Source organism: Paenibacillus sp. GSMTC-2017, from assembly GCF_016019935.1.
Lineage (GTDB): Bacteria > Bacillota > Bacilli > Paenibacillales > Paenibacillaceae > Pristimantibacillus.
Map to the genome: position 1 here is coordinate 945,483 of NZ_JAECMT010000002.1, position 17,269 is coordinate 962,751.

Genomic DNA, 17,269 nt, shown 5'->3' on the forward strand with positions numbered 1-17,269 from the left:
GGCTGATTTCATATGCACGGGCAATCTCAGATGTGACGATTCATTCACGATATACACGCATCAACTCATTAAGGCTCAACCGATTCGGCTACCTTTATGGCTTCATCGCCCGAAATCGGACCGGACACGCCATACTGAATGCCGTCAACCACCCAGAACAATTCCGTGAACTCGGCTTGCTCGAAAATAAAGCCGTCCGCTCCGCCCACTTTGGTCTGTGTGAACAGGTCCGTCGGGAACGCCGCCGGCATGCGGCTCACGCTGAACGTCACCGTCTTATCACCCGAGCCGTATGTGAAGTTCAAGTCTCTGAGCGGTTGGTCCTTCATTCCAACGCCGACGATCTCAGCCAGCTTGAAACCTTCCGGGGCGACCTCTGGAACATACACACCGGAACCGAAAGCTATTTTCGCTGCCTCCGCCGTTCCAAATGGAGTTGTATTCAACTGGGACAACTCCGAACCTGTGGCTCCTCCGTTTCCGGGCAGCACAGCTCCCGACGAATTATCCGTTGGTGTCGGTACTGCGGCGGGCTCTTGCAGCATCGGCAATTCCGTCACTATGACGACTGCCGCGACCAACGCTGCCGCTCCTGCAAGCCAGGCTTTCGGAAGAACGAATCGGCGGCGGCTTCTCTGTTCCGCGGCGGCTTGCTTCCTGATCTTCTGTTTAACGCTATCGTTCAATTCCATTTTAGAAAACAACATATCATCCGACTCCTTTTTCAAATGTTGACGTAAATTACGCTCCATGTCCATCATCGGTTATCTCCTCCTTGCGCATTTCCCGAGCCAACGCCTCGCGCGCCCGGTGCAGTCTGTTTCTCACGGTACCCTCTGGCGACGACGTCGCTTTTGCAATTTCCCGTGTGTCCAAGTCCAAATAATAATATAAATACAAAGCCTCCTGATACGGCAGAGGCAGACGCAGCATATGCTGCAAAATCTCGCTTTTCTGCAATCTTTTAAGCGCTTCTTCTTCCACGTTGAATGTCCGTCCCCGCTCCATCTGGCTGGGATCGGTCGGCTGTTCCGTAAACATCCGCACGCCCATCTTGTCCCGGCAAACGTTGATGACGATCGTCGTCAACCAGGTTTTAACCGCGCTATCTCCACGAAACGAGTTCCAGTTGCGATAAGCACGAAGAAATACCTCCTGACTGATATCCTCGGCAAAATGCTGATCTCCGGTATAAAAATAAGCGGTGCGCATGACCGTCGATCCATATTTTTCCATTAGCTGCTCTAGAGCTTGAGAGGGATCTTTCGGGTAATTTTCCTTGTTATTCGAGCCGGCCGGCTTCACTGATTTATCACCTCCACCTTATTAGACGGCCTGAGCGCATTTTTCGCTGCACTGCGCTTTAAATCTGACAGTCTATTTAAGATTTTGTGAATAATGGTATTCAAACTCTCTCCTCTAAAATGAAAATTTGGCAAAAAAACGGCACCTCCATTGTTAGTCGTGTCCAACAATGAAGGTGCCGTTTATATTAGGCTGCGTATATTTATTTATTTGGTGGAGCTACGCGGAATCGAACCGCGGACTGATCGCTGCCAGCGACCTGTTTTCCCCCTAAACTATAGCCCCAAATTACAACTCACTAGAACATAACATGCGAGGAAAAGAGTGTCAATTGATGCGTAGTATCTAAGTTGCGAATATTCTCTTCATCATCTCAGTTTATCGTTAATTGTCACTCTACTCTGCTCACATGAACTATCTATTACAATTGTATGCTTCAAATGGCATTAGGTGAACCAACACGCTATTCGCATCTCACCCTCTTAACCCTTCTCCCCGCTCCCATTAATCGCATCCTTGGACAACAAGTTATTCAGTTCCTTCATAAACATGTCGATGTCCTTGAACTGACGATATACAGAAGCGAAGCGCACATAAGCGACTTCATCAACTGGGTATAGCTGGCTCATTACGATGCCGCCGATCTCGCTACTGTCTACTTCGGCGACTGCTGTTGTACGAAGCTCTTTCTCAACCTCAGAGACGATAACTTCAAGTCTTTCCACAGGAACGGGACGTTTCTCACATGCCCGAATTAGTCCGCGTAATATTTTGTCACGGCTGAACTCTTCCCTGCTGCCATCCTTCTTAATTACGATTAGAGGTGTCTCCTCAATCATCTCAAACGTTGTAAATCTTCGGTTGCACTTCTCACATTCCCTGCGGCGGCGAATGGATTTGTTTTCGTTAGCTGGTCTTGAATCCAGCACTTTTGTCCCTGCAAAATCGCAATATGGGCATTTCATAAGGGCATCCTCCCTTCCTTTACTTTAATTGTTTTTGCTTTTTCAAAAAAATACCATACGTTTCCTGTAATGAACTTTGGAATTTCGCACATAATACATTTACCAACCGCGAGGAGGTGAACATACATGAGCAACCGCAGCAGCAACCAATTGGTAGTTCCTCAAGCATCTGCCGCTCTAGACCAACTGAAATATGAAGTTGCACAAGAGCTAGGCATTGCGCTTTCACAAGATGGATACTACGGTAACCTTACAACGAGAGAAGCAGGCTCCATCGGAGGTAGCATCACTCGTCGTCTAGTACAAATTGCAGAGCAATCACTTGCAGGTCACAAATAATGATTCATTTGTATGAATAACAGAATGCTTTGGAGTGGCTCGTCCAGAAGTGACGACCCTCCAAGGCTTCGTTGTATGTTCTAAGTTATCGGTTAAAATGTAGGATATAATTCCTTGTACTTATTATAATAATAAATAACCCGTTGTACATAGTGGCGAGTCTCGCCAAAAGGAATATCTTTCACTGCATTCATCTTCCCATTCCAACTACCAGAGTCGAGCCACTTTCTCACATTACCAGGGCCAGCATTATAGGCCGCCACCGCTGCAACTACATTTTGGTCAAATTGCTTATGCAATGCACCTAAATACCACGTTCCAACTTCAATACTTACATCTGCCCGGTGACGAAGTATGTCATCGTCAACAGCTTCGAAACCAGCCTTCTGCACGACCCAATCCGCCGTTGTAGGCATAAGTTGCATTAATCCAAGTGCACCTTTTTTTGATTCTCTGCCTGTTTCGTAATTAGACTCTGCTCTAATTATAGCTGCCACAAGATGAGGTTCAATGCCATAATTTGAAGCGCTTGCTCGAATGTCATCTTTATAATGTATGGGATACATAAAAGAGGCAAGCCAATCGGATTTCAGAAATAAAATTGATATGAGTCCCAGCAGCAATAGTAACAAAAATCTTTTTTTCAATAAAATGTTCTTCATGGTCGTTCCCTAACCTGACTTTCCCAAAATTGCAGCACTTGCTTCTTCGTGTCATCAAGTGATCCACTGTTGTCAATGATCCAGTTGCCTCGTTTGCGCTTCTCTTCAATATCAAGTTGAAGAGATACCCGTCGCTTTGCTTCCTCTTGCGTCATTCCATTACGTTTCATTAATCGTTCAATTTGAAGCTTTGCAGGCACATATACAACTAAAATGCCTTCGTACAAATGTTCTTGCTTCGTCTCAAATAGTAATGGCACGTCACCTACGACCAACTGCTTCGGATCTTGCTCCGCATATCTATGTATTCTCTCTTGCATACGCTTCCTAATTGCAGGATGTGTAATCGCTTCAAGGTCGCGCAAAGCATTGGCATCTTTAAATACGATAGCACCCAGTGCTGAGCGATTAAGTGATCCATCTTCCTGTAATAGAGCTTGTCCAAACAGAGAGGCGATCGCCTCAAGTGCCGGTTCTCCGGGAAGGACGATCTCTCTTGCAACTGCATCAGCATCTACGACTTTAGCACCTAAATCAATAAGCATTTCACTAACAGTGCTTTTGCCGCTGGCGATACCACCGGTCAAACCAATGATCATAGGTTTCACCTCCAATTATAACAACTTCATAATACCCATCATAATTAATAATATACCTGGAAGGAACGACAACGCCTGCATTCCTCGCTTCGCTGCAAATCGAAACCCTAACGATGTGCCGCTTACTAAAAATAAAGCGCTAGATAACGCGATCACTACAGCCGTTATTAAAGAAGGCAGCCCAAGCAATGCTGCGCCTAAACCTGCGCCGAGTGCATCAAGTGATAAAGCGACACCGAGCATGATAGCTTCGGAAGCCGAAATGATGCCTGATCTGTCTACGTCTGCCGCTTGCGGTGTACGTAAAATTTGAATAACTAACCCGAGACGCTTAAGTTCTAATAAAATAACAGGAGTCGCTTGAGTAGGCGTATCCGCAGAGACCGTTGCATGACAGTTTAAATCCTGTACATCAGCGTTCGATAGCTGTGCATTTCTATGCTGCTCTATTTCGATCTCTGATTCTGCTTCGTCATTTCCTCTGCTTCTCATAAGCTGTAATAACGCCCAGCAACCTATTACAATCAAGATCAGTGCCCCAATGAGCTTTGCTGCTGATTCCGAAATAAATCCACTAAGCCATCCACCTGCTTGCATCGACAGCCAGATAATAAAACCTGAACAACAAGCGATAATAAATACAGATAAGAACGGAATCCGAATTTTTCTTAAACCGTAGGTCACGCCAACTCCGAATCCATCCAGACTAACGGCAAAGGCAAGCACGACCATCGATACCATATGTGCAGTCAACCCCAAGCTCCTCCCCGCATAACAGATGCCGGCTCACGTTAGGTGCCGATGTTTGAGGGCATCTGCCTATCGTTCGTACCATCATCATATGCGGGGGTAGAACTGAGGTGCACATTCGTTACGATTTGGAACTGCAATTAATGCTACTTAGCCAACTTATTGGGCTGACACTTTTTACAAATATGTGTCCCTCTGCCGCCTACAACATACTTCTCAATAGGGTTTCCGCAGCTTGGACATGGTTCATTTTTCCTGCCATAGACATTAAATTGATGCTGGAACATCCCCATCTCGCCCTGTCCATTGACAAATGACTTGATAGACGAGCCTCCCGCTTCAACTGCTCGTCCCAACGTATGGCGGATAGCTTCATACAGCTTAGTCCACTCAGCAGGGCGCATGCTGTTAGGTGTGCGTTCAGGATGTATCTGCGCCATAAATAATGCTTCATCAACGTAAATATTGCCGAGCCCAACGATCAGCTCCTGATTTAACAATATCGGCTTAATACTTGTTGTACGTTTCTCCAGCTTTTCACGAAGCACCTTCGCCGTAAACTCAGGTTCAAGCGGTTCAATACCAAGTTTGTTCAGAGGAGGCAACAATAAATCCTCACCCGTCTTGAACAAATGCATCGTACCAAATTGACGTACATCCTTGTACCTTAAATCAGTACCATCGTCGAAGTGGAACAGGACATGGTTATGTTTCTCCACCGGATCATCCGATGCAAAAACGCCATAACGACCTTCCATCCGAAGATGAGACACAAGCACAAGTCCATCCAAAATAATACGAAGAAATTTCCCACGTCTCTCAACCGTCTGTATCGTATGACCAACAAGCGCATCTGCAAACTGTTCTGGTTCAGATGGCTTCATTATAATTCTAGGAAGCTTAACCGTGACGGAACTAATCCGTTTGCCAGCTACAAGTTCGATTAATGTTCGTTTTACCGTTTCTACCTCTGGTAGTTCAGGCATGTCTACTCACCTCAACACCCATTATACTTCAAAAGGGGCGATTTCGCCCCCTTTAAGCCTTATTTCGCCTCATACCAATTATCTCCGAAGCTAACGTCTGCCTTAAGCGGCACATCAAGCTTCAGCGCACCTGACATCACTTCTGGAACTAACGTCTTCATCAGTTCAAGCTCATCTGCTGGAACTTCGAACACCAGCTCATCATGCACCTGAAGCAACATGCGGCTCTTAAGTCCACGTGTACGTAACGCTTCATCCATTTGAACCATTGCGAGTTTAATGATGTCTGCCGCAGTTCCTTGAATTGGTGTATTCATAGCTGTACGTTCCGCAAATGAACGAAGATTAAAGTTTGATGCTTTAATCTCAGGCAAGTAACGACGACGATCTAGCAAAGTCGTAACGTAGCCGTCACTCTTCGCTTGGGCTACAATATCGTCCATGTACTTGCGGACGCCTTTGAATACATTGAAATATTGCTCGATAAATTGTGCTGCCTCTTTACGTGTGATACCAAGATTTTGTGAAAGACCGAAATCACTGATACCATACACGATTCCGAAGTTAACCGCTTTAGCGGAACGTCTCATGTTGCTGTCCACTTGATCAGCAGTAACACCAAATACGTCCATCGCTGTTTTCGTATGAATGTCCATATCGTTAATGAACGCTTCCTTCAAGTTCTCGTCACCTGAAATATGAGCTAGTACACGAAGCTCGATCTGCGAATAGTCAGCTGCTAATATCGACCAGCCTGGCTCAGATGGAACAAACGCCTTACGAATTTGTCTTCCTTCTTCCAAACGAATCGGAATGTTTTGCAAGTTCGGGAACTGGCTGCTAAGTCTGCCTGTTGCAGCTATCGTTTGGCGATAATAAGTGTGAATTTTACCCGTTTCCTTACGTATCTCCTTGAGCAAACCTTCTACATAAGTAGATTGAAGTTTGGACAGTTGACGGAAGTGAAGAATAAGCGGGATGATGTCGTGGTAAGGTGCAAGCTCCTCAAGTACCTCAGCATCCGTCGAATAACCGGTTTTCGTCTTTTTCTTAGCTGGCAGTCCAAGCTTCTCGAACAATATTTCACCTAGCTGCTTCGGAGAACCAATGTTGAACTCTTGCCCCGCAAGCGTATGAATTTCGCTCATAATAACGGTTAGTTGAGATTCGAGACTTTTCCCAAGCGTCTCAAGCTCCTCATTCCTTACGAGAATCCCTTGATGTTCCATCCCTGCAAGTACACGAGAAAGCGGCTGCTCCAGCTCAAAATAAAGCTTATCCATTCCCGTCTCAGAAAGTTTCTCTGTAATGATCGGAAGCAATTGTCTAACTGCATCGCCTTTTAATGCTAGATGACGATACAGCACATCGTTGTCCGGCACTTTGAACTTGGCACCTTTGCCATATACGGATTCATCCGACGGCAATCCATATAAGCCATTGCGATCATAGATAGCACTTAGTGACAATGCACTCTCAGTCGGATCAAGTAAATATGCTCCAAGCTGAACATCAATAGCCGATCCTCCGAGAGTAATTCCTGACCATCGTAATGCTAGTTCAGCTTTGTGCAGATCGAAGCCATATTTCGGTTTGTCTTCTGCTGCAAGCCAAATTCTCAGCTTCTCAGCAAGTGGTGCTTGGACTGCTTCATATGGCAGTACATACACTTTATCTTCAACTGCAATCGATAATCCGATAAGCTCTGCATGATGCGGATTTTCTCCGATTGCTTCTATGTATAGGCCATGCTTGTCTGAGGACTCTAACTTATTTACTAACGCTTCAACTAACTGGGCGTCACTCTCTGCATCAATGACTGTAATCTCAAGTTCAGCAGCGGCTGCTTTAGCTTCCGTTTCTGTAGCTCCGCTCGCTTCAGCACTTAAACCCAGTCTCTCCATCAACGACTTAAATTCTAGCTTGCTGAACGCTTCCCCAAGCTTCTCGTTATCAAAGCCATTATAGCGAAGCTCCTCTGTGTCCCGCTCCAAAGGTACTTCACGGAAAATCGTAGCTAGCTTCTTACTCATGACAGCATCATCGCGATGATTTTCTAGATTTTCTTTCATCTTGCCCTTCAGCTTGTCCAAATTATCTAACACATTCTCCACAGAGCTATATTCATGAAGTAGTTTAAGACCTGTCTTTTCACCTATACCAGGCACACCCGGAATGTTATCCGATGTATCTCCCATAAGGCCTTTAAGATCAATAATTTGCAGCGGTACAAGCCCGTATTTTTCTTGAATCGACTCCGGAGTATAGAGATCTACTTCACTTACACCTTTACGAGTAACAGCCACTGTAACGCCTTCTGATGAAAGCTGCAACATATCTTTATCGCCCGTTACGACGATCGTCTTCACGCCTTTTTCATCTGCTTGCTTCGTAAGTGTTCCAATAATATCGTCTGCCTCATAACCCGACAACTCGAACTGTGCGATGCCAAACGATGTAATCAGCTCTTTTAATACTGGGAACTGCTCAGACAATTCTGGCGGTGTCTTTTGTCTGCCGCCTTTATATTCACTATATCCCTCATGTCTAAACGTAATTTTGCCTGCGTCAAATGCAACAAGCACATGTGTTGGTTTATGTTCTTCGAGTAGCTTTAATAGCATCGTCGTAAAACCAAATATCGCGTTTGTATGTTGCCCTTTTGAATTCGTCAGTGGCGGCATTGCAAAAAACGCCCTGTACGCTATACTATTTCCGTCGATTAACATCCATTTATCCATAGAATTCATTAGCACCTCACTTGAGTACAATACTATCTCTTATCATACCACAAAATGGGCTTTCCCCAACCATCTGAACTAACGTCAGATGCGGGAAAAGCCCATTGTTCGTTTAAGCATTTAGATCTGGTCTGCTGCCAGTAACAAGGTATACGACGCTTTCACCAATATTCGTTGCATGATCACCGAAACGTTCCAAGTAACGTCCCACAAAACTTAGCAGTTGAGCTTGTGCGATATTGCGTGGATTTTCCATCATTAGCATCATTAGTTCACGAGTAATTTGACCGTAAAGGGCATCTACCTGATCATCATCTTTAGCCATCTTGTAGGCCAAGTCAACATTTTCATGGATAAAGGACTGAATCGATTCATACGTCATCGTCTGAATAATCTCTGCCATCCGCGGCAAGTCAATTAGCGGCTTAATTAGTGACTGGCCTTCAAGTCTCAGCACGACCTTAGCAATATCAACCGACTGATCGCCCATTCTCTCCAAATCACTTGCGATACGGAATGCAGATAAAATTCTGCGCAAATCTTTGGCGACTGGCTGCTGCGTTGCAATTAGTCTTGCGCCCAGCTCCATAATTTTTTCTTCCATGCCGTTTAACTTCGGATCTTCTTCAATAATAATACGTGCCTTATTTACATCTACATCCTTTAAAGCAGCCATCGCTTCAACAAGTGCATGTTCTACGAAATTACCCATTTCTACAAGAAGATTATGAAGTTGCTCCAAGCCATGATCGAATTCTTTCCGTTTCGTCATCATCTAAAATGCCCCCCATTTAGTTGAACTTATGCTACTATGCAAGCCAATTAATCCGAAGTTATCGAATTATCCGAAACGGCCGCTAATATAATCCTCTGTGCGCTGGTCTGTTGGGTTAGAGAACAACTTCTCTGTTTCGGAATATTCAACGACTTCACCATTTAAGAAAAATACCGTCTGGTTCGATACGCGGGCTGCTTGATGCATGTTATGAGTAACCATCACGATTGTGTAGCGGTCTTTAAGCTCTTGAGCTAGTTCTTCAATCTTCAACGTAGAAATTGGATCAAGGGCAGATGTTGCTTCATCCATCAGCAATATATCTGGGCCCACTGCAAGTGCGCGAGCGATACAAAGTCGTTGTTGTTGACCACCAGAAATACTGAATGCGGAACGTTTCAAGTGATCTTTTACCTCGTTCCAAAGTGCAGCTGATTTCAAGCTCGTTTCTACAATTTCATCTAGTTCCTTTTTGTTTGTAATACCATGAAGTCTTGGGCCATAAGCCACATTGTCGTAGATAGATTTCGGGAAAGGATTAGGCTGCTGGAACACCATGCCGACCTTTTTACGCAACGTCTCTACATCCACTTCATTCGAATAAATATCCGTACCGCTGATCGATAAGCTACCTTCAATACGTGTGCCTGGAATCATATCGTTCATTCGGTTTAATGTACGAAGCAATGTGGACTTCCCACAACCAGATGGTCCGATGAAAGCTGTAATTGCTTTCTCTGGTATCGTTAACGTGACATCCTTCAGCGCATGGAACGTTCCGTAAAATAAATTCAGGTCTTTAATATTAATAAATGGTTGCATATCGTTCCCTCCATCGTCTGGACTACACATTTTTTTGATATTTGTTTCGTAGAAGAATAGCTGAGAAATTCATTAGTAGTAGTAGCACAAGCAATACGATAATGCCGCTTGCAGCAAGCTCTTTAAATTCTAGTTGCGGTTTCGACAACCAGTTGTATATTTGTATAGGCATTACTGTGAAAGAATCCGTTAGTCCATCTGGCAAAAAGGCTACATACGTTAAAGCGCCGATCATAACAAGTGGTGCTGTTTCTCCAATAGCACGTGACATAGCGAGTATGACGCCCGTCAATATGCCTGAAATTGCGGAAGGTAATACTGATCTAGAAACGGTCTGCCACTTCGTTGCGCCGAGTGCAAATGAAGCGTCTCTTCTTGACTTTGGTACCGCTCTGATCGCTTCTTGAGCAGAAACGATAATGATTGGAAGAACAAGCAGTGTCATCGTCAATGCACCAGCTATTAAGCTTTTTTCAAGAGCTAACAATCTAACGAATAATGTTAATCCCAAAATGCCGTAAACGATCGATGGAACGCCTGCTAGTGTACTGATATTAAGCTGTATAAGGCGAGTAAACCGACCCTTTTTTGCATACTCTTCCAAATAGATCGCTGCTCCAACTCCGAATATAAATGATATAGGAGCCATTAGAAGAAGCATGTAGATTGTACCGACTATAGCAGATTTCATACCCGCGGCTGATGCTCTACGTGATGGGAACTCCGTGAATAAACTTGGCTGAAGTCTAGCGATGCCATCTATTATGATGTCAATTATTAGTGCACTTAGTGCAACAACACCAACGGAAGTAGCTAATACAAACAAAATATGCAATGTAAAGTCTATCCGTCTGCGACCCGCAATTTGACCACGATTTGCGTCTTGAAAAATATTCATCCTAGTATTCCTCCCTAAAACGTCTAGCAATATATTGGGCAAGAATATTAAGCAGGAACGTAATGACGAACAAAGTCATTCCGACTGCAAAGATAGATCCGTACTCAATGGAGCCATGTGGTGTATCTCCAAGACTTACTTGAACGATATAAGCAGTCATCGTTTGAATACTTTCGAGCGGATTAGCTGTTAAGTTCGGAGTCGAACCTGCTGCTAACGTAACAATCATCGTCTCACCAATTGCTCGAGAGAAAGCTAGAACTGCAGATGCTACAATACCTGAGAATGCCGCTGGAACAACAATTTTTAGTGCTACTTCAAACCTAGTCGCACCTAGCGCATAAGCACCATCTCGAAGTGATCTAGGTACGGCCGACATTGCATCTTCGCTAAGTGAACATACCATCGGAATGATCATAATACCAACTACGATACCTGCACTAAGTGCATTGAAAATGCCCGCGCTGCTAAATATCGTTTGAATGATTGGTGTCACGATACTAAGGGCAAAATAGCCATACACGATAGTTGGAACACCTGCAAGTACTTCTAATATTGGCTTTACTACTTTCCGTACGGACTTCGGTGCATATTCGGACAAATAGATTGCGCTCGCAAGGCCGATTGGAACTGCTACTAAACATGCAATAACTGTAATGAGCAATGTCCCTCCAAGAAGAGGCAATATACCATAACTCGTTGGTGGAATAAGCGGTGACCACTTCGTTCCAAATAAGAAATCCATTACCGGTATCGTCTTAAAAAATTGATACGTTTCAGTTGCAAGTGTGACGACGATTCCTATCGTAGTTAGAACAGATACAATTGCACAAAGGAATAGCAACACTGGCATAATCTTATTCATCATGCTGACTCTCGTGTTCTTGAACGGATTGACCGCTCGCGGCATCGTTTGCGCTGTATCATTTGTTGATAGATCATTACGCGGCATATAGCGACCCTCCTTAACATTTACAATTGGTTAACATATTTGGCGAGAAAAATGTGATGTCCCACGAGACATCACATCATTCTCATCCACTGACTTGCTATCGTTCTTTTTATTGAAGTTTCGCTGCTTCTTCTTTATATTTGTCGTCTGGAAGCGATACATATCCAACTTCGCCTGCCATTGAACCAATGTTGTTGATATAGAAGCTCATAAATTCTTTCACTTCTGGACGCTCTAGATCCTTGCTACTTACGTAGACGTAAAGTGGACGGGACAGTGGTGAATAAGAGCTGTCTTTGATCGTGTCGTAGGTCGGTGAAATAGGGCCGCTACCACCATCAACTGGAACAACTTTCAATTTATCTTGATTCTCTTCATAATAAGCGAAGCCGAAGTACCCAATTCCATACTTGCTACCAGATATTCCTAGCACAAGCGTATTGTCATCTTCGCTGAATGTGATAGTATCGGTATCATTGCGAATGCCTTCTTTATGAAGAATAGCTTCATTAAAGTAATCATACGTACCAGAATCTGCACCAGGTGAGAACATCACAATCGGCTCTGCAGGCCATGAAGCACGAACGTCTTTCCACGTTTTCACTGTGCTGCCTGTTTTGAAAATAGCATTTAATTCGTCTACTGTAAGATGGTCGATAAAGTCATTTTCTTTGCTTACGACAACTGTTAAACCGTCATATGCTACTGAAAGTTCTTTAAATTCAATTCCGTTTGCTTTACATTTAGCAGCTTCCTCTTCTTTAATCGGACGGGAAGCATTTGCTATCGCTAATTCGCCTGCGCAAAATTGTTTAAAGCCACCACCTGTACCAGATACTCCGACAGGAACACGTACATCTGGCTGTTCAGCTCTGAACTCCTCAGCAGCTGCTTCTGTTAATGGGAATACCGTACTTGAGCCGTCTACTTTAATTTCGCCAGATAGTTTAACCGATTGTTCGGATGGTTTCGTCGTTGCCGTATTGCCGGTTGTAGCTCCATTACCACTGTTGCCACATGCTGTTGTAAACACCAACATTGCTGCCATTACTAATGTAAGAATACCTTTAACGTTTTTATTTTTAATCAACTCTACCACTCCCCGATTAGGATGTTCTCTGTCTCGCTTACAAGTTCTATACTACTAATCGTTTGTTAATCGTGTATTCGTATTTTGTTATCGCAATGTTAAATGTTTAAGGTGTCGAATATGCTATAATAGATTTCGCAATAGACTAGAGTTAGAAGCGTCTAAGCGAACCTATTTAAATAAGAAGAAACAACTAGGAAAGATACGATGGAGGATGGAATTATGTTAAACAAACAAACCGTATTGGAATCGATAGATCAACATGCGGGTACGTTCCGCAACATATCACTTGCAATTGGTAACAGGCCAGAGCTTGGTCATGAGGAAGTATTTGCTTCTGGTTTGTTATGCGAGGAACTTGAGAAACAAGGATTTCATGTTGAACGGGGCGTTCTTGGCATAGCAACCTCTTTTATTGCTGTTCATGATACAGGTAAGCCCGGACCTACTGTTGGCTTCCTTTGTGAATATGATGCTTTACCTGACTTAGGCCACGCATGTGGTCATCATCTAATCTGCTCAATGAGCGCTATGGCAGCTGTTGGACTGAAGGCCGCTCTTGGCGATCATGGCGGTATCATTCGTGTATATGGTACTCCAGCAGAAGAAACAAAAGGTGCCAAAGTTCCAATGTCCGAAGCTGGTCTTTTCGACGATTGCGATTTCGTTCTTATGGCACATCCTTACCACTCTTATGAGAGATCAGGCAAGTCGCTTGCACTTGATGCTATTCAATTTGAATATAGTGGTGTACCTGCACATGCTGCTGCAAGTCCACATGAAGGTGTTAATGCACTTGACGCAGTTATCTCTTTATTTAATAGTATTAATGCACTTCGTCAACAAACAAAAAGCGATACACGCATCCATGGCATCATCGACAACGGCGGCGTAGCACCCAACATTATTCCAGATTACGCGTCAGCTAAATTTTACGTCCGATCTGCTTCACGGGTCTATACAAACGAGCTAGTAGCAAAAGTGATGAAATGTGCGGAAGCTGCTGCTCTTGCTACAGGCTGTACATTGCAAACGAGCAACTATGAATTTTCGTATGATGAACTTGTGACGAATGAAGCCTTATCAAACCAATTTAATCTCAATCTAATAGAAGCGGGCGTTTCACCAGAGGAAATTGAGTCAGGAAAAGATAACGGGTCACTCGATCTAGGCAATGTATCTGTTCGTTGTCCTGCTATTCATCCGTACGTTAAAATCGTCGAGGAGCGGTTCATGCTTCATACGGAAGCATTCCGTGATGCGGCTATGACAGAAAGAGCACTTGATCGAATGGTGTTCGGAGCTAAAATGTTAGCTACTACCGCGTACGATGTCTTCTCGGACTCCGAACTTCTTGCTCGAATCCGCAAAGAATTCGATGAGCAAGTAAAAGCAACAAGCAGTACTACTTAAGAGGAACGTGATGACCATTCATAACCAGGAGCAAACCCATCTTATTACGCAAATCTGTCTGCTCGCAGGGAAAATTATTTTGCAAAATGGCGGAGAAACTTATCGTGTCGAAGATACAATGGCACGTATTGCGTCAGCCTACGGGATACCCAGCTCCCAAAGCTTCGTTACGCCAACAGGGCTCATATTCGCCATTGACGGCCATACGCAAATTACGAGATTAATTCGTATTTCGGACAGATCTACTAATTTGCTTAAAGTGTCGCTTGTTAACGATATATCAAGGCGAATTTGCAATGGAGATCTTGAAGCAGAAGAAGCACATCGATTGCTACAACAACTAGATGTCACTTCCTACGATTATTCCAATACACAAAAGGTAATTGCTGCGGTCATTGCCTGCGGATGTTTCGTCATTATGTTTCAAGGGACTTGGGCTGATTTTTTACCAGCGGCTTTTATTGGGGGATTTGCCTATTTATTTTTCCTTATCGCGCATTATTTTGTTCCGATTAAATTTTTTGCTGAGTTTTTAACATCTATCATGGTTGGCATTCTTGCTGTATTAGCCGTTTCTTTGGGACTCGGGCAAGATCTAGATAAAATTATAATCGGATCAGTTATGCCACTTGTTCCTGGCTTGCATATTACGAACGCCGTTCGCGATCTAATGGCAGGACATCTTGTATCGGGACTGTCCAAAGGTGCTGAAGCCTTCTTGACTGCATTTGCAATTGGAGCCGGCATTGCGACAGTTCTGGCCTTTTATTAGATTCCGCGGAAGGAGCATAACTGCTCATGTACTTATTAGCTCAATTAATAACTAGTTTTATTTCGTCCGCCGCGTTCTCATTTATATTCAATGTTCCAAAAAAACTGCTTCTTCATTGCGGTACAGTCGGTATGATAGGCTGGGGTGTCTATATTATTGGAACTCAAATAGGTATTGATACTATTCCAGCTACACTTGTTGCATCCTTTTTCGTGACAATAATTAGTCAGCTGTATTCCAAACTCAATAAAACTCCGATTATCGTCTTTAGTGTATCGGGCATAATTCCATTAGTTCCTGGTGGTATTGCATATGATGCGATGCGACATGTCGTTGAGGATCAATATGATACAGCTGTTCAGTTAGCTGTCAAAGCATTTATGATTTCAGGTGCAATTGCGATTGGACTTGTCTTCTCAGAAGTTATCAACCAGATTATTCGCAGATCGGGACGCTGAGGGAGGCTGGAACAGTGGAAGCATTCAATGAGAAGGTCGCTTACGAAAATCCACTTTTATCACTGAGGATCTTCCGAACGATAAGGCATAGTCCTGCATTTACGAATTGGCATTTTCACAAGCAATTAGAGTTTCTTCTTATATTGGAAGGTAATTTGGATGTTTATCTAGCAGAAGAGACGTATCATCTCGGAGCTGGTGACCTATTTTTGCTCGGAGCATCAGAGCTTCATCGTGATCGTAGTACGAATCACCTTGACTATATCGTGTTGCAATTCGATTTAGAGCAGTTTTTTGATCATAGCTCAATCCCTTATATGCGATATTTCTCTGAAACACATGTTCCATTAAGCCAAGCAAACTACATTTTCGAAGAAAACAAATTTATTAAATCACAAACTGCTTCTTGTATTGAGCAAATTTTAAAAGAAGCTAGTCTCAAGCAAACGGGATATGAGCTCGCAGTTAGCATTCTAATCAAACAAATTATGTTACACCTTCTTCGGGGTGACACCCGTAAAGTGCTCATTGAGCAAGACAACTTCGATAAAGCTAGGCTCAAGCCCGTTTTGGATTATATAGAAAATCATTTGACAGAACGTATTAGTGTTGAGGTCGTTTGTAAAATCGCCAACATGAGCTATTACTATTTCGTTAAATTTTTCAAAAAAACGATTGGCCTATCCTTCACAGAATATGTAAACTATCGTAAAGTAAAGTCGGCCGAACGGATGTTGTTAACAAAAGATTTGAGCATATCTGAAGTTGGTGAAAGAATTGGAATGCCTAATATGGCTCATTTCTACAAAATGTTCAAAAAATATAATGATTGCTCGCCGAAACAATTCCAGCGGAAAATGCTCATGTGGCAAAAGACTTAGTACGTATATTATTACTTGGCAATAAAAAAACTCGCATCCCTAAGCTTTAGGGTTTGCGAGTTTTTTTGGCATGACAACTTTATAACCTACACCACGGATTGATTCGATCTGTACCGATTGCTGGCCAAGCTCCAGCTTCTTACGTAATGAGCTAACATGAACGTCAACCGTTCGCTGTCCTCCGATATAATCAAAACCCCAAACAACGTTCATTAAATCGTCGCGTGTAATGACCATCCCAGGTCGCTGAACGAGATAGAGTAATACTTCAAATTCTTTCGGTCTTAGCTGAATGGCATCTCCACCCACGATAACTTCATATTTTTCTGGATAGATGCTCAATTCTCCAATAGTTATAACCTTTTCGTTCGTAAGAACAGGAGCAGCTTCTTCTTGCTGTGTACGTCTAAGAACGGCAGAAACGCGTGCGAGTAGCTCAGCAACACCAAATGGCTTCGTAATGTAATCATCAGCACCATGCTTAAGACCTTGCACAACTTCTTCCTCCGCATTTCGAGCGGTCAAAATAATGACAGGTGTTCGAACTCTATTTTGGCGAAGGCGATTAAGCACCTCAAATCCGTTTAAACCCGGTAACATAATATCCAGTATGATCAAATCAAAGTTTCCTTGAATTGCCGTTTGCAACCCTTCCCCACCATGATCGATCACAGTCGTCTCATAACCTTCTTGCTTTAAATTATAGGACAACAATCTCGCTAACGTCGGTTCGTCTTCTATTACTAGCACTTTATGCGACATATTGACCTCCAAAACTAGGCAGAAGGAAGCATACTGCTACTCCACCCTGCATTTTCATATCATTAATTCATTTAGTGTATCATGGTTTACTTAATTAAT

19 protein-coding genes and 1 tRNA gene are annotated in these 17,269 nt (G+C 43.4%); 5 read left to right on the top strand and 15 right to left on the bottom strand.

What is annotated here, in order from left to right; all coding sequences use genetic code 11:
- Positions 1 to 68: 68 nt before the first annotated feature.
- The 4 genes from I6N90_RS11745 to nrdR form a co-directional block, all read right to left on the bottom strand.
- A complete protein-coding gene (locus I6N90_RS11745; RefSeq protein WP_197935677.1) occupies positions 69 to 761 on the bottom strand; it encodes a DUF4367 domain-containing protein in 693 nt (230 codons plus the stop codon).
- Complete coding sequence (locus I6N90_RS11750; RefSeq protein ID WP_332262442.1) at positions 742 to 1,305, bottom strand: RNA polymerase sigma factor; 564 nt, start codon at positions 1,303 to 1,305, stop codon at positions 742 to 744. Before I6N90_RS11750 ends, I6N90_RS11745 begins: the two co-directional genes overlap by 20 nt.
- A gap of 211 nt (positions 1,306 to 1,516) precedes the next feature.
- Positions 1,517 to 1,590, bottom strand: a tRNA-Ala gene (locus I6N90_RS11755).
- A gap of 197 nt (positions 1,591 to 1,787) precedes the next feature.
- Positions 1,788 to 2,270, bottom strand: a complete 483-nt coding sequence (gene nrdR, locus I6N90_RS11760; RefSeq protein WP_197935678.1) for a transcriptional regulator NrdR — start codon at positions 2,268 to 2,270, stop codon at positions 1,788 to 1,790.
- Between the two features lie 126 nt (positions 2,271 to 2,396).
- Here nrdR and I6N90_RS11765 point away from each other — a divergent pair, with 126 nt between their 5' ends.
- Positions 2,397 to 2,609: an alpha/beta-type small acid-soluble spore protein gene (locus I6N90_RS11765; RefSeq protein WP_197935679.1), complete on the top strand. Its 213-nt coding sequence runs from the start codon at positions 2,397 to 2,399 to the stop codon at positions 2,607 to 2,609.
- A gap of 92 nt (positions 2,610 to 2,701) precedes the next feature.
- On the opposite strand, the gene I6N90_RS11770 is transcribed toward I6N90_RS11765, so the two are convergent.
- From I6N90_RS11770 to I6N90_RS11815, 10 genes are all read right to left on the bottom strand, one after another.
- Positions 2,702 to 3,271: a lytic transglycosylase domain-containing protein gene (locus tag I6N90_RS11770; RefSeq protein ID WP_197935680.1), complete on the bottom strand. Its 570-nt coding sequence runs from the start codon at positions 3,269 to 3,271 to the stop codon at positions 2,702 to 2,704.
- Positions 3,268 to 3,870 carry a dephospho-CoA kinase gene (gene coaE, locus I6N90_RS11775; RefSeq protein WP_197935681.1) on the bottom strand — a complete coding sequence of 201 codons (603 nt, stop codon included), beginning with the start codon at positions 3,868 to 3,870 and terminating at the stop codon, positions 3,268 to 3,270. The genes I6N90_RS11770 and coaE overlap by 4 nt, the downstream gene beginning before the upstream one ends.
- A 15-nt stretch (positions 3,871 to 3,885) precedes the next feature.
- On the bottom strand, positions 3,886 to 4,623 hold the full coding sequence (locus tag I6N90_RS11780) for an MntP/YtaF family protein (RefSeq protein WP_232242881.1): 738 nt from the start codon (positions 4,621 to 4,623) through the stop codon (positions 3,886 to 3,888).
- A gap of 143 nt (positions 4,624 to 4,766) precedes the next feature.
- On the bottom strand, positions 4,767 to 5,606 hold the full coding sequence (gene mutM / locus I6N90_RS11785) for a DNA-formamidopyrimidine glycosylase (protein WP_197935682.1): 840 nt from the start codon (positions 5,604 to 5,606) through the stop codon (positions 4,767 to 4,769).
- A gap of 59 nt (positions 5,607 to 5,665) precedes the next feature.
- Entirely contained in the window at positions 5,666 to 8,347 is a 2,682-nt protein-coding gene (gene polA / locus I6N90_RS11790; protein WP_197935683.1) for a DNA polymerase I, read from the bottom strand.
- Positions 8,348 to 8,459: 112 nt separating this feature from the next.
- Positions 8,460 to 9,119 (bottom strand): phosphate signaling complex protein PhoU, encoded by a 660-nt coding sequence (gene phoU / locus I6N90_RS11795; RefSeq protein WP_197935886.1) that lies wholly within the window; start codon positions 9,117 to 9,119, stop codon positions 8,460 to 8,462.
- A 69-nt stretch (positions 9,120 to 9,188) separates the two neighbouring features.
- The gene (pstB, locus tag I6N90_RS11800) at positions 9,189 to 9,944 is read right to left on the bottom strand and encodes a phosphate ABC transporter ATP-binding protein PstB (RefSeq protein WP_197935684.1); all 756 of its coding nucleotides are present in this window, start codon (positions 9,942 to 9,944) and stop codon (positions 9,189 to 9,191) included.
- 22 nt (positions 9,945 to 9,966) lie between these two features.
- Positions 9,967 to 10,842, bottom strand: a complete 876-nt coding sequence (pstA, locus tag I6N90_RS11805; protein WP_197935685.1) for a phosphate ABC transporter permease PstA — start codon at positions 10,840 to 10,842, stop codon at positions 9,967 to 9,969.
- 1 nt (position 10,843) lies between these two features.
- Positions 10,844 to 11,752, bottom strand: a complete 909-nt coding sequence (gene pstC, locus I6N90_RS11810; RefSeq protein WP_197935887.1) for a phosphate ABC transporter permease subunit PstC — start codon at positions 11,750 to 11,752, stop codon at positions 10,844 to 10,846.
- Between the two features lie 151 nt (positions 11,753 to 11,903).
- Complete coding sequence (locus tag I6N90_RS11815) at positions 11,904 to 12,884, bottom strand: PstS family phosphate ABC transporter substrate-binding protein (RefSeq protein ID WP_232242882.1); 981 nt, start codon at positions 12,882 to 12,884, stop codon at positions 11,904 to 11,906.
- 222 nt (positions 12,885 to 13,106) lie between these two features.
- On the opposite strand from I6N90_RS11815, the gene I6N90_RS11820 reads away from it, so the two are divergent.
- The 4 genes from I6N90_RS11820 to I6N90_RS11835 are packed head-to-tail and all read left to right on the top strand — an operon-like array spanning position 13,107 to position 16,408.
- Complete coding sequence (locus I6N90_RS11820; protein WP_197935686.1) at positions 13,107 to 14,297, top strand: M20 family metallopeptidase; 1,191 nt, start codon at positions 13,107 to 13,109, stop codon at positions 14,295 to 14,297.
- 10 nt (positions 14,298 to 14,307) lie between these two features.
- Entirely contained in the window at positions 14,308 to 15,069 is a 762-nt protein-coding gene (locus tag I6N90_RS11825; RefSeq protein ID WP_197935687.1) for a threonine/serine exporter family protein, read from the top strand.
- A 26-nt stretch (positions 15,070 to 15,095) separates the two neighbouring features.
- Complete coding sequence (locus I6N90_RS11830; RefSeq protein WP_197935688.1) at positions 15,096 to 15,527, top strand: threonine/serine exporter family protein; 432 nt, start codon at positions 15,096 to 15,098, stop codon at positions 15,525 to 15,527.
- Positions 15,528 to 15,541: 14 nt separating this feature from the next.
- On the top strand, positions 15,542 to 16,408 hold the full coding sequence (locus I6N90_RS11835) for a helix-turn-helix domain-containing protein (RefSeq protein WP_197935689.1): 867 nt from the start codon (positions 15,542 to 15,544) through the stop codon (positions 16,406 to 16,408).
- 39 nt (positions 16,409 to 16,447) lie between these two features.
- On the opposite strand, the gene I6N90_RS11840 is transcribed toward I6N90_RS11835, so the two are convergent.
- On the bottom strand, positions 16,448 to 17,170 hold the full coding sequence (locus tag I6N90_RS11840) for a response regulator transcription factor (RefSeq protein WP_197935690.1): 723 nt from the start codon (positions 17,168 to 17,170) through the stop codon (positions 16,448 to 16,450).
- Between the last annotated feature and the right edge of the window lie 99 nt (positions 17,171 to 17,269).

Excerpts from the sequence above, each read along its gene's own strand:
- I6N90_RS11745 (WP_197935677.1), bottom strand. The coding sequence starts at position 761 with ATGATGGACATGGAGCGTAATTTACGTCAACATTTGAAAAAGGAGTCG.
- nrdR (WP_197935678.1), bottom strand. The coding sequence starts at position 2,270 with ATGAAATGCCCATATTGCGATTTTGCAGGGACAAAAGTGCTGGATTCA.
- I6N90_RS11765 (WP_197935679.1), top strand. The coding sequence starts at position 2,397 with ATGAGCAACCGCAGCAGCAACCAATTGGTAGTTCCTCAAGCATCTGCC.
- I6N90_RS11770 (WP_197935680.1), bottom strand. The coding sequence starts at position 3,271 with ATGAAGAACATTTTATTGAAAAAAAGATTTTTGTTACTATTGCTGCTG.
- coaE (WP_197935681.1), bottom strand. The coding sequence starts at position 3,870 with ATGATCATTGGTTTGACCGGTGGTATCGCCAGCGGCAAAAGCACTGTT.
- mutM (WP_197935682.1), bottom strand. The coding sequence starts at position 5,606 with ATGCCTGAACTACCAGAGGTAGAAACGGTAAAACGAACATTAATCGAA.
- polA (WP_197935683.1), bottom strand. The coding sequence starts at position 8,347 with ATGGATAAATGGATGTTAATCGACGGAAATAGTATAGCGTACAGGGCG.
- phoU (WP_197935886.1), bottom strand. The coding sequence starts at position 9,119 with ATGACGAAACGGAAAGAATTCGATCATGGCTTGGAGCAACTTCATAAT.
- pstB (WP_197935684.1), bottom strand. The coding sequence starts at position 9,944 with ATGCAACCATTTATTAATATTAAAGACCTGAATTTATTTTACGGAACG.
- pstA (WP_197935685.1), bottom strand. The coding sequence starts at position 10,842 with ATGAATATTTTTCAAGACGCAAATCGTGGTCAAATTGCGGGTCGCAGA.
- pstC (WP_197935887.1), bottom strand. The coding sequence starts at position 11,752 with ATGCCGCGAGCGGTCAATCCGTTCAAGAACACGAGAGTCAGCATGATG.
- I6N90_RS11820 (WP_197935686.1), top strand. The coding sequence starts at position 13,107 with ATGTTAAACAAACAAACCGTATTGGAATCGATAGATCAACATGCGGGT.
- I6N90_RS11825 (WP_197935687.1), top strand. The coding sequence starts at position 14,308 with ATGACCATTCATAACCAGGAGCAAACCCATCTTATTACGCAAATCTGT.
- I6N90_RS11830 (WP_197935688.1), top strand. The coding sequence starts at position 15,096 with ATGTACTTATTAGCTCAATTAATAACTAGTTTTATTTCGTCCGCCGCG.
- I6N90_RS11840 (WP_197935690.1), bottom strand. The coding sequence starts at position 17,170 with ATGTCGCATAAAGTGCTAGTAATAGAAGACGAACCGACGTTAGCGAGA.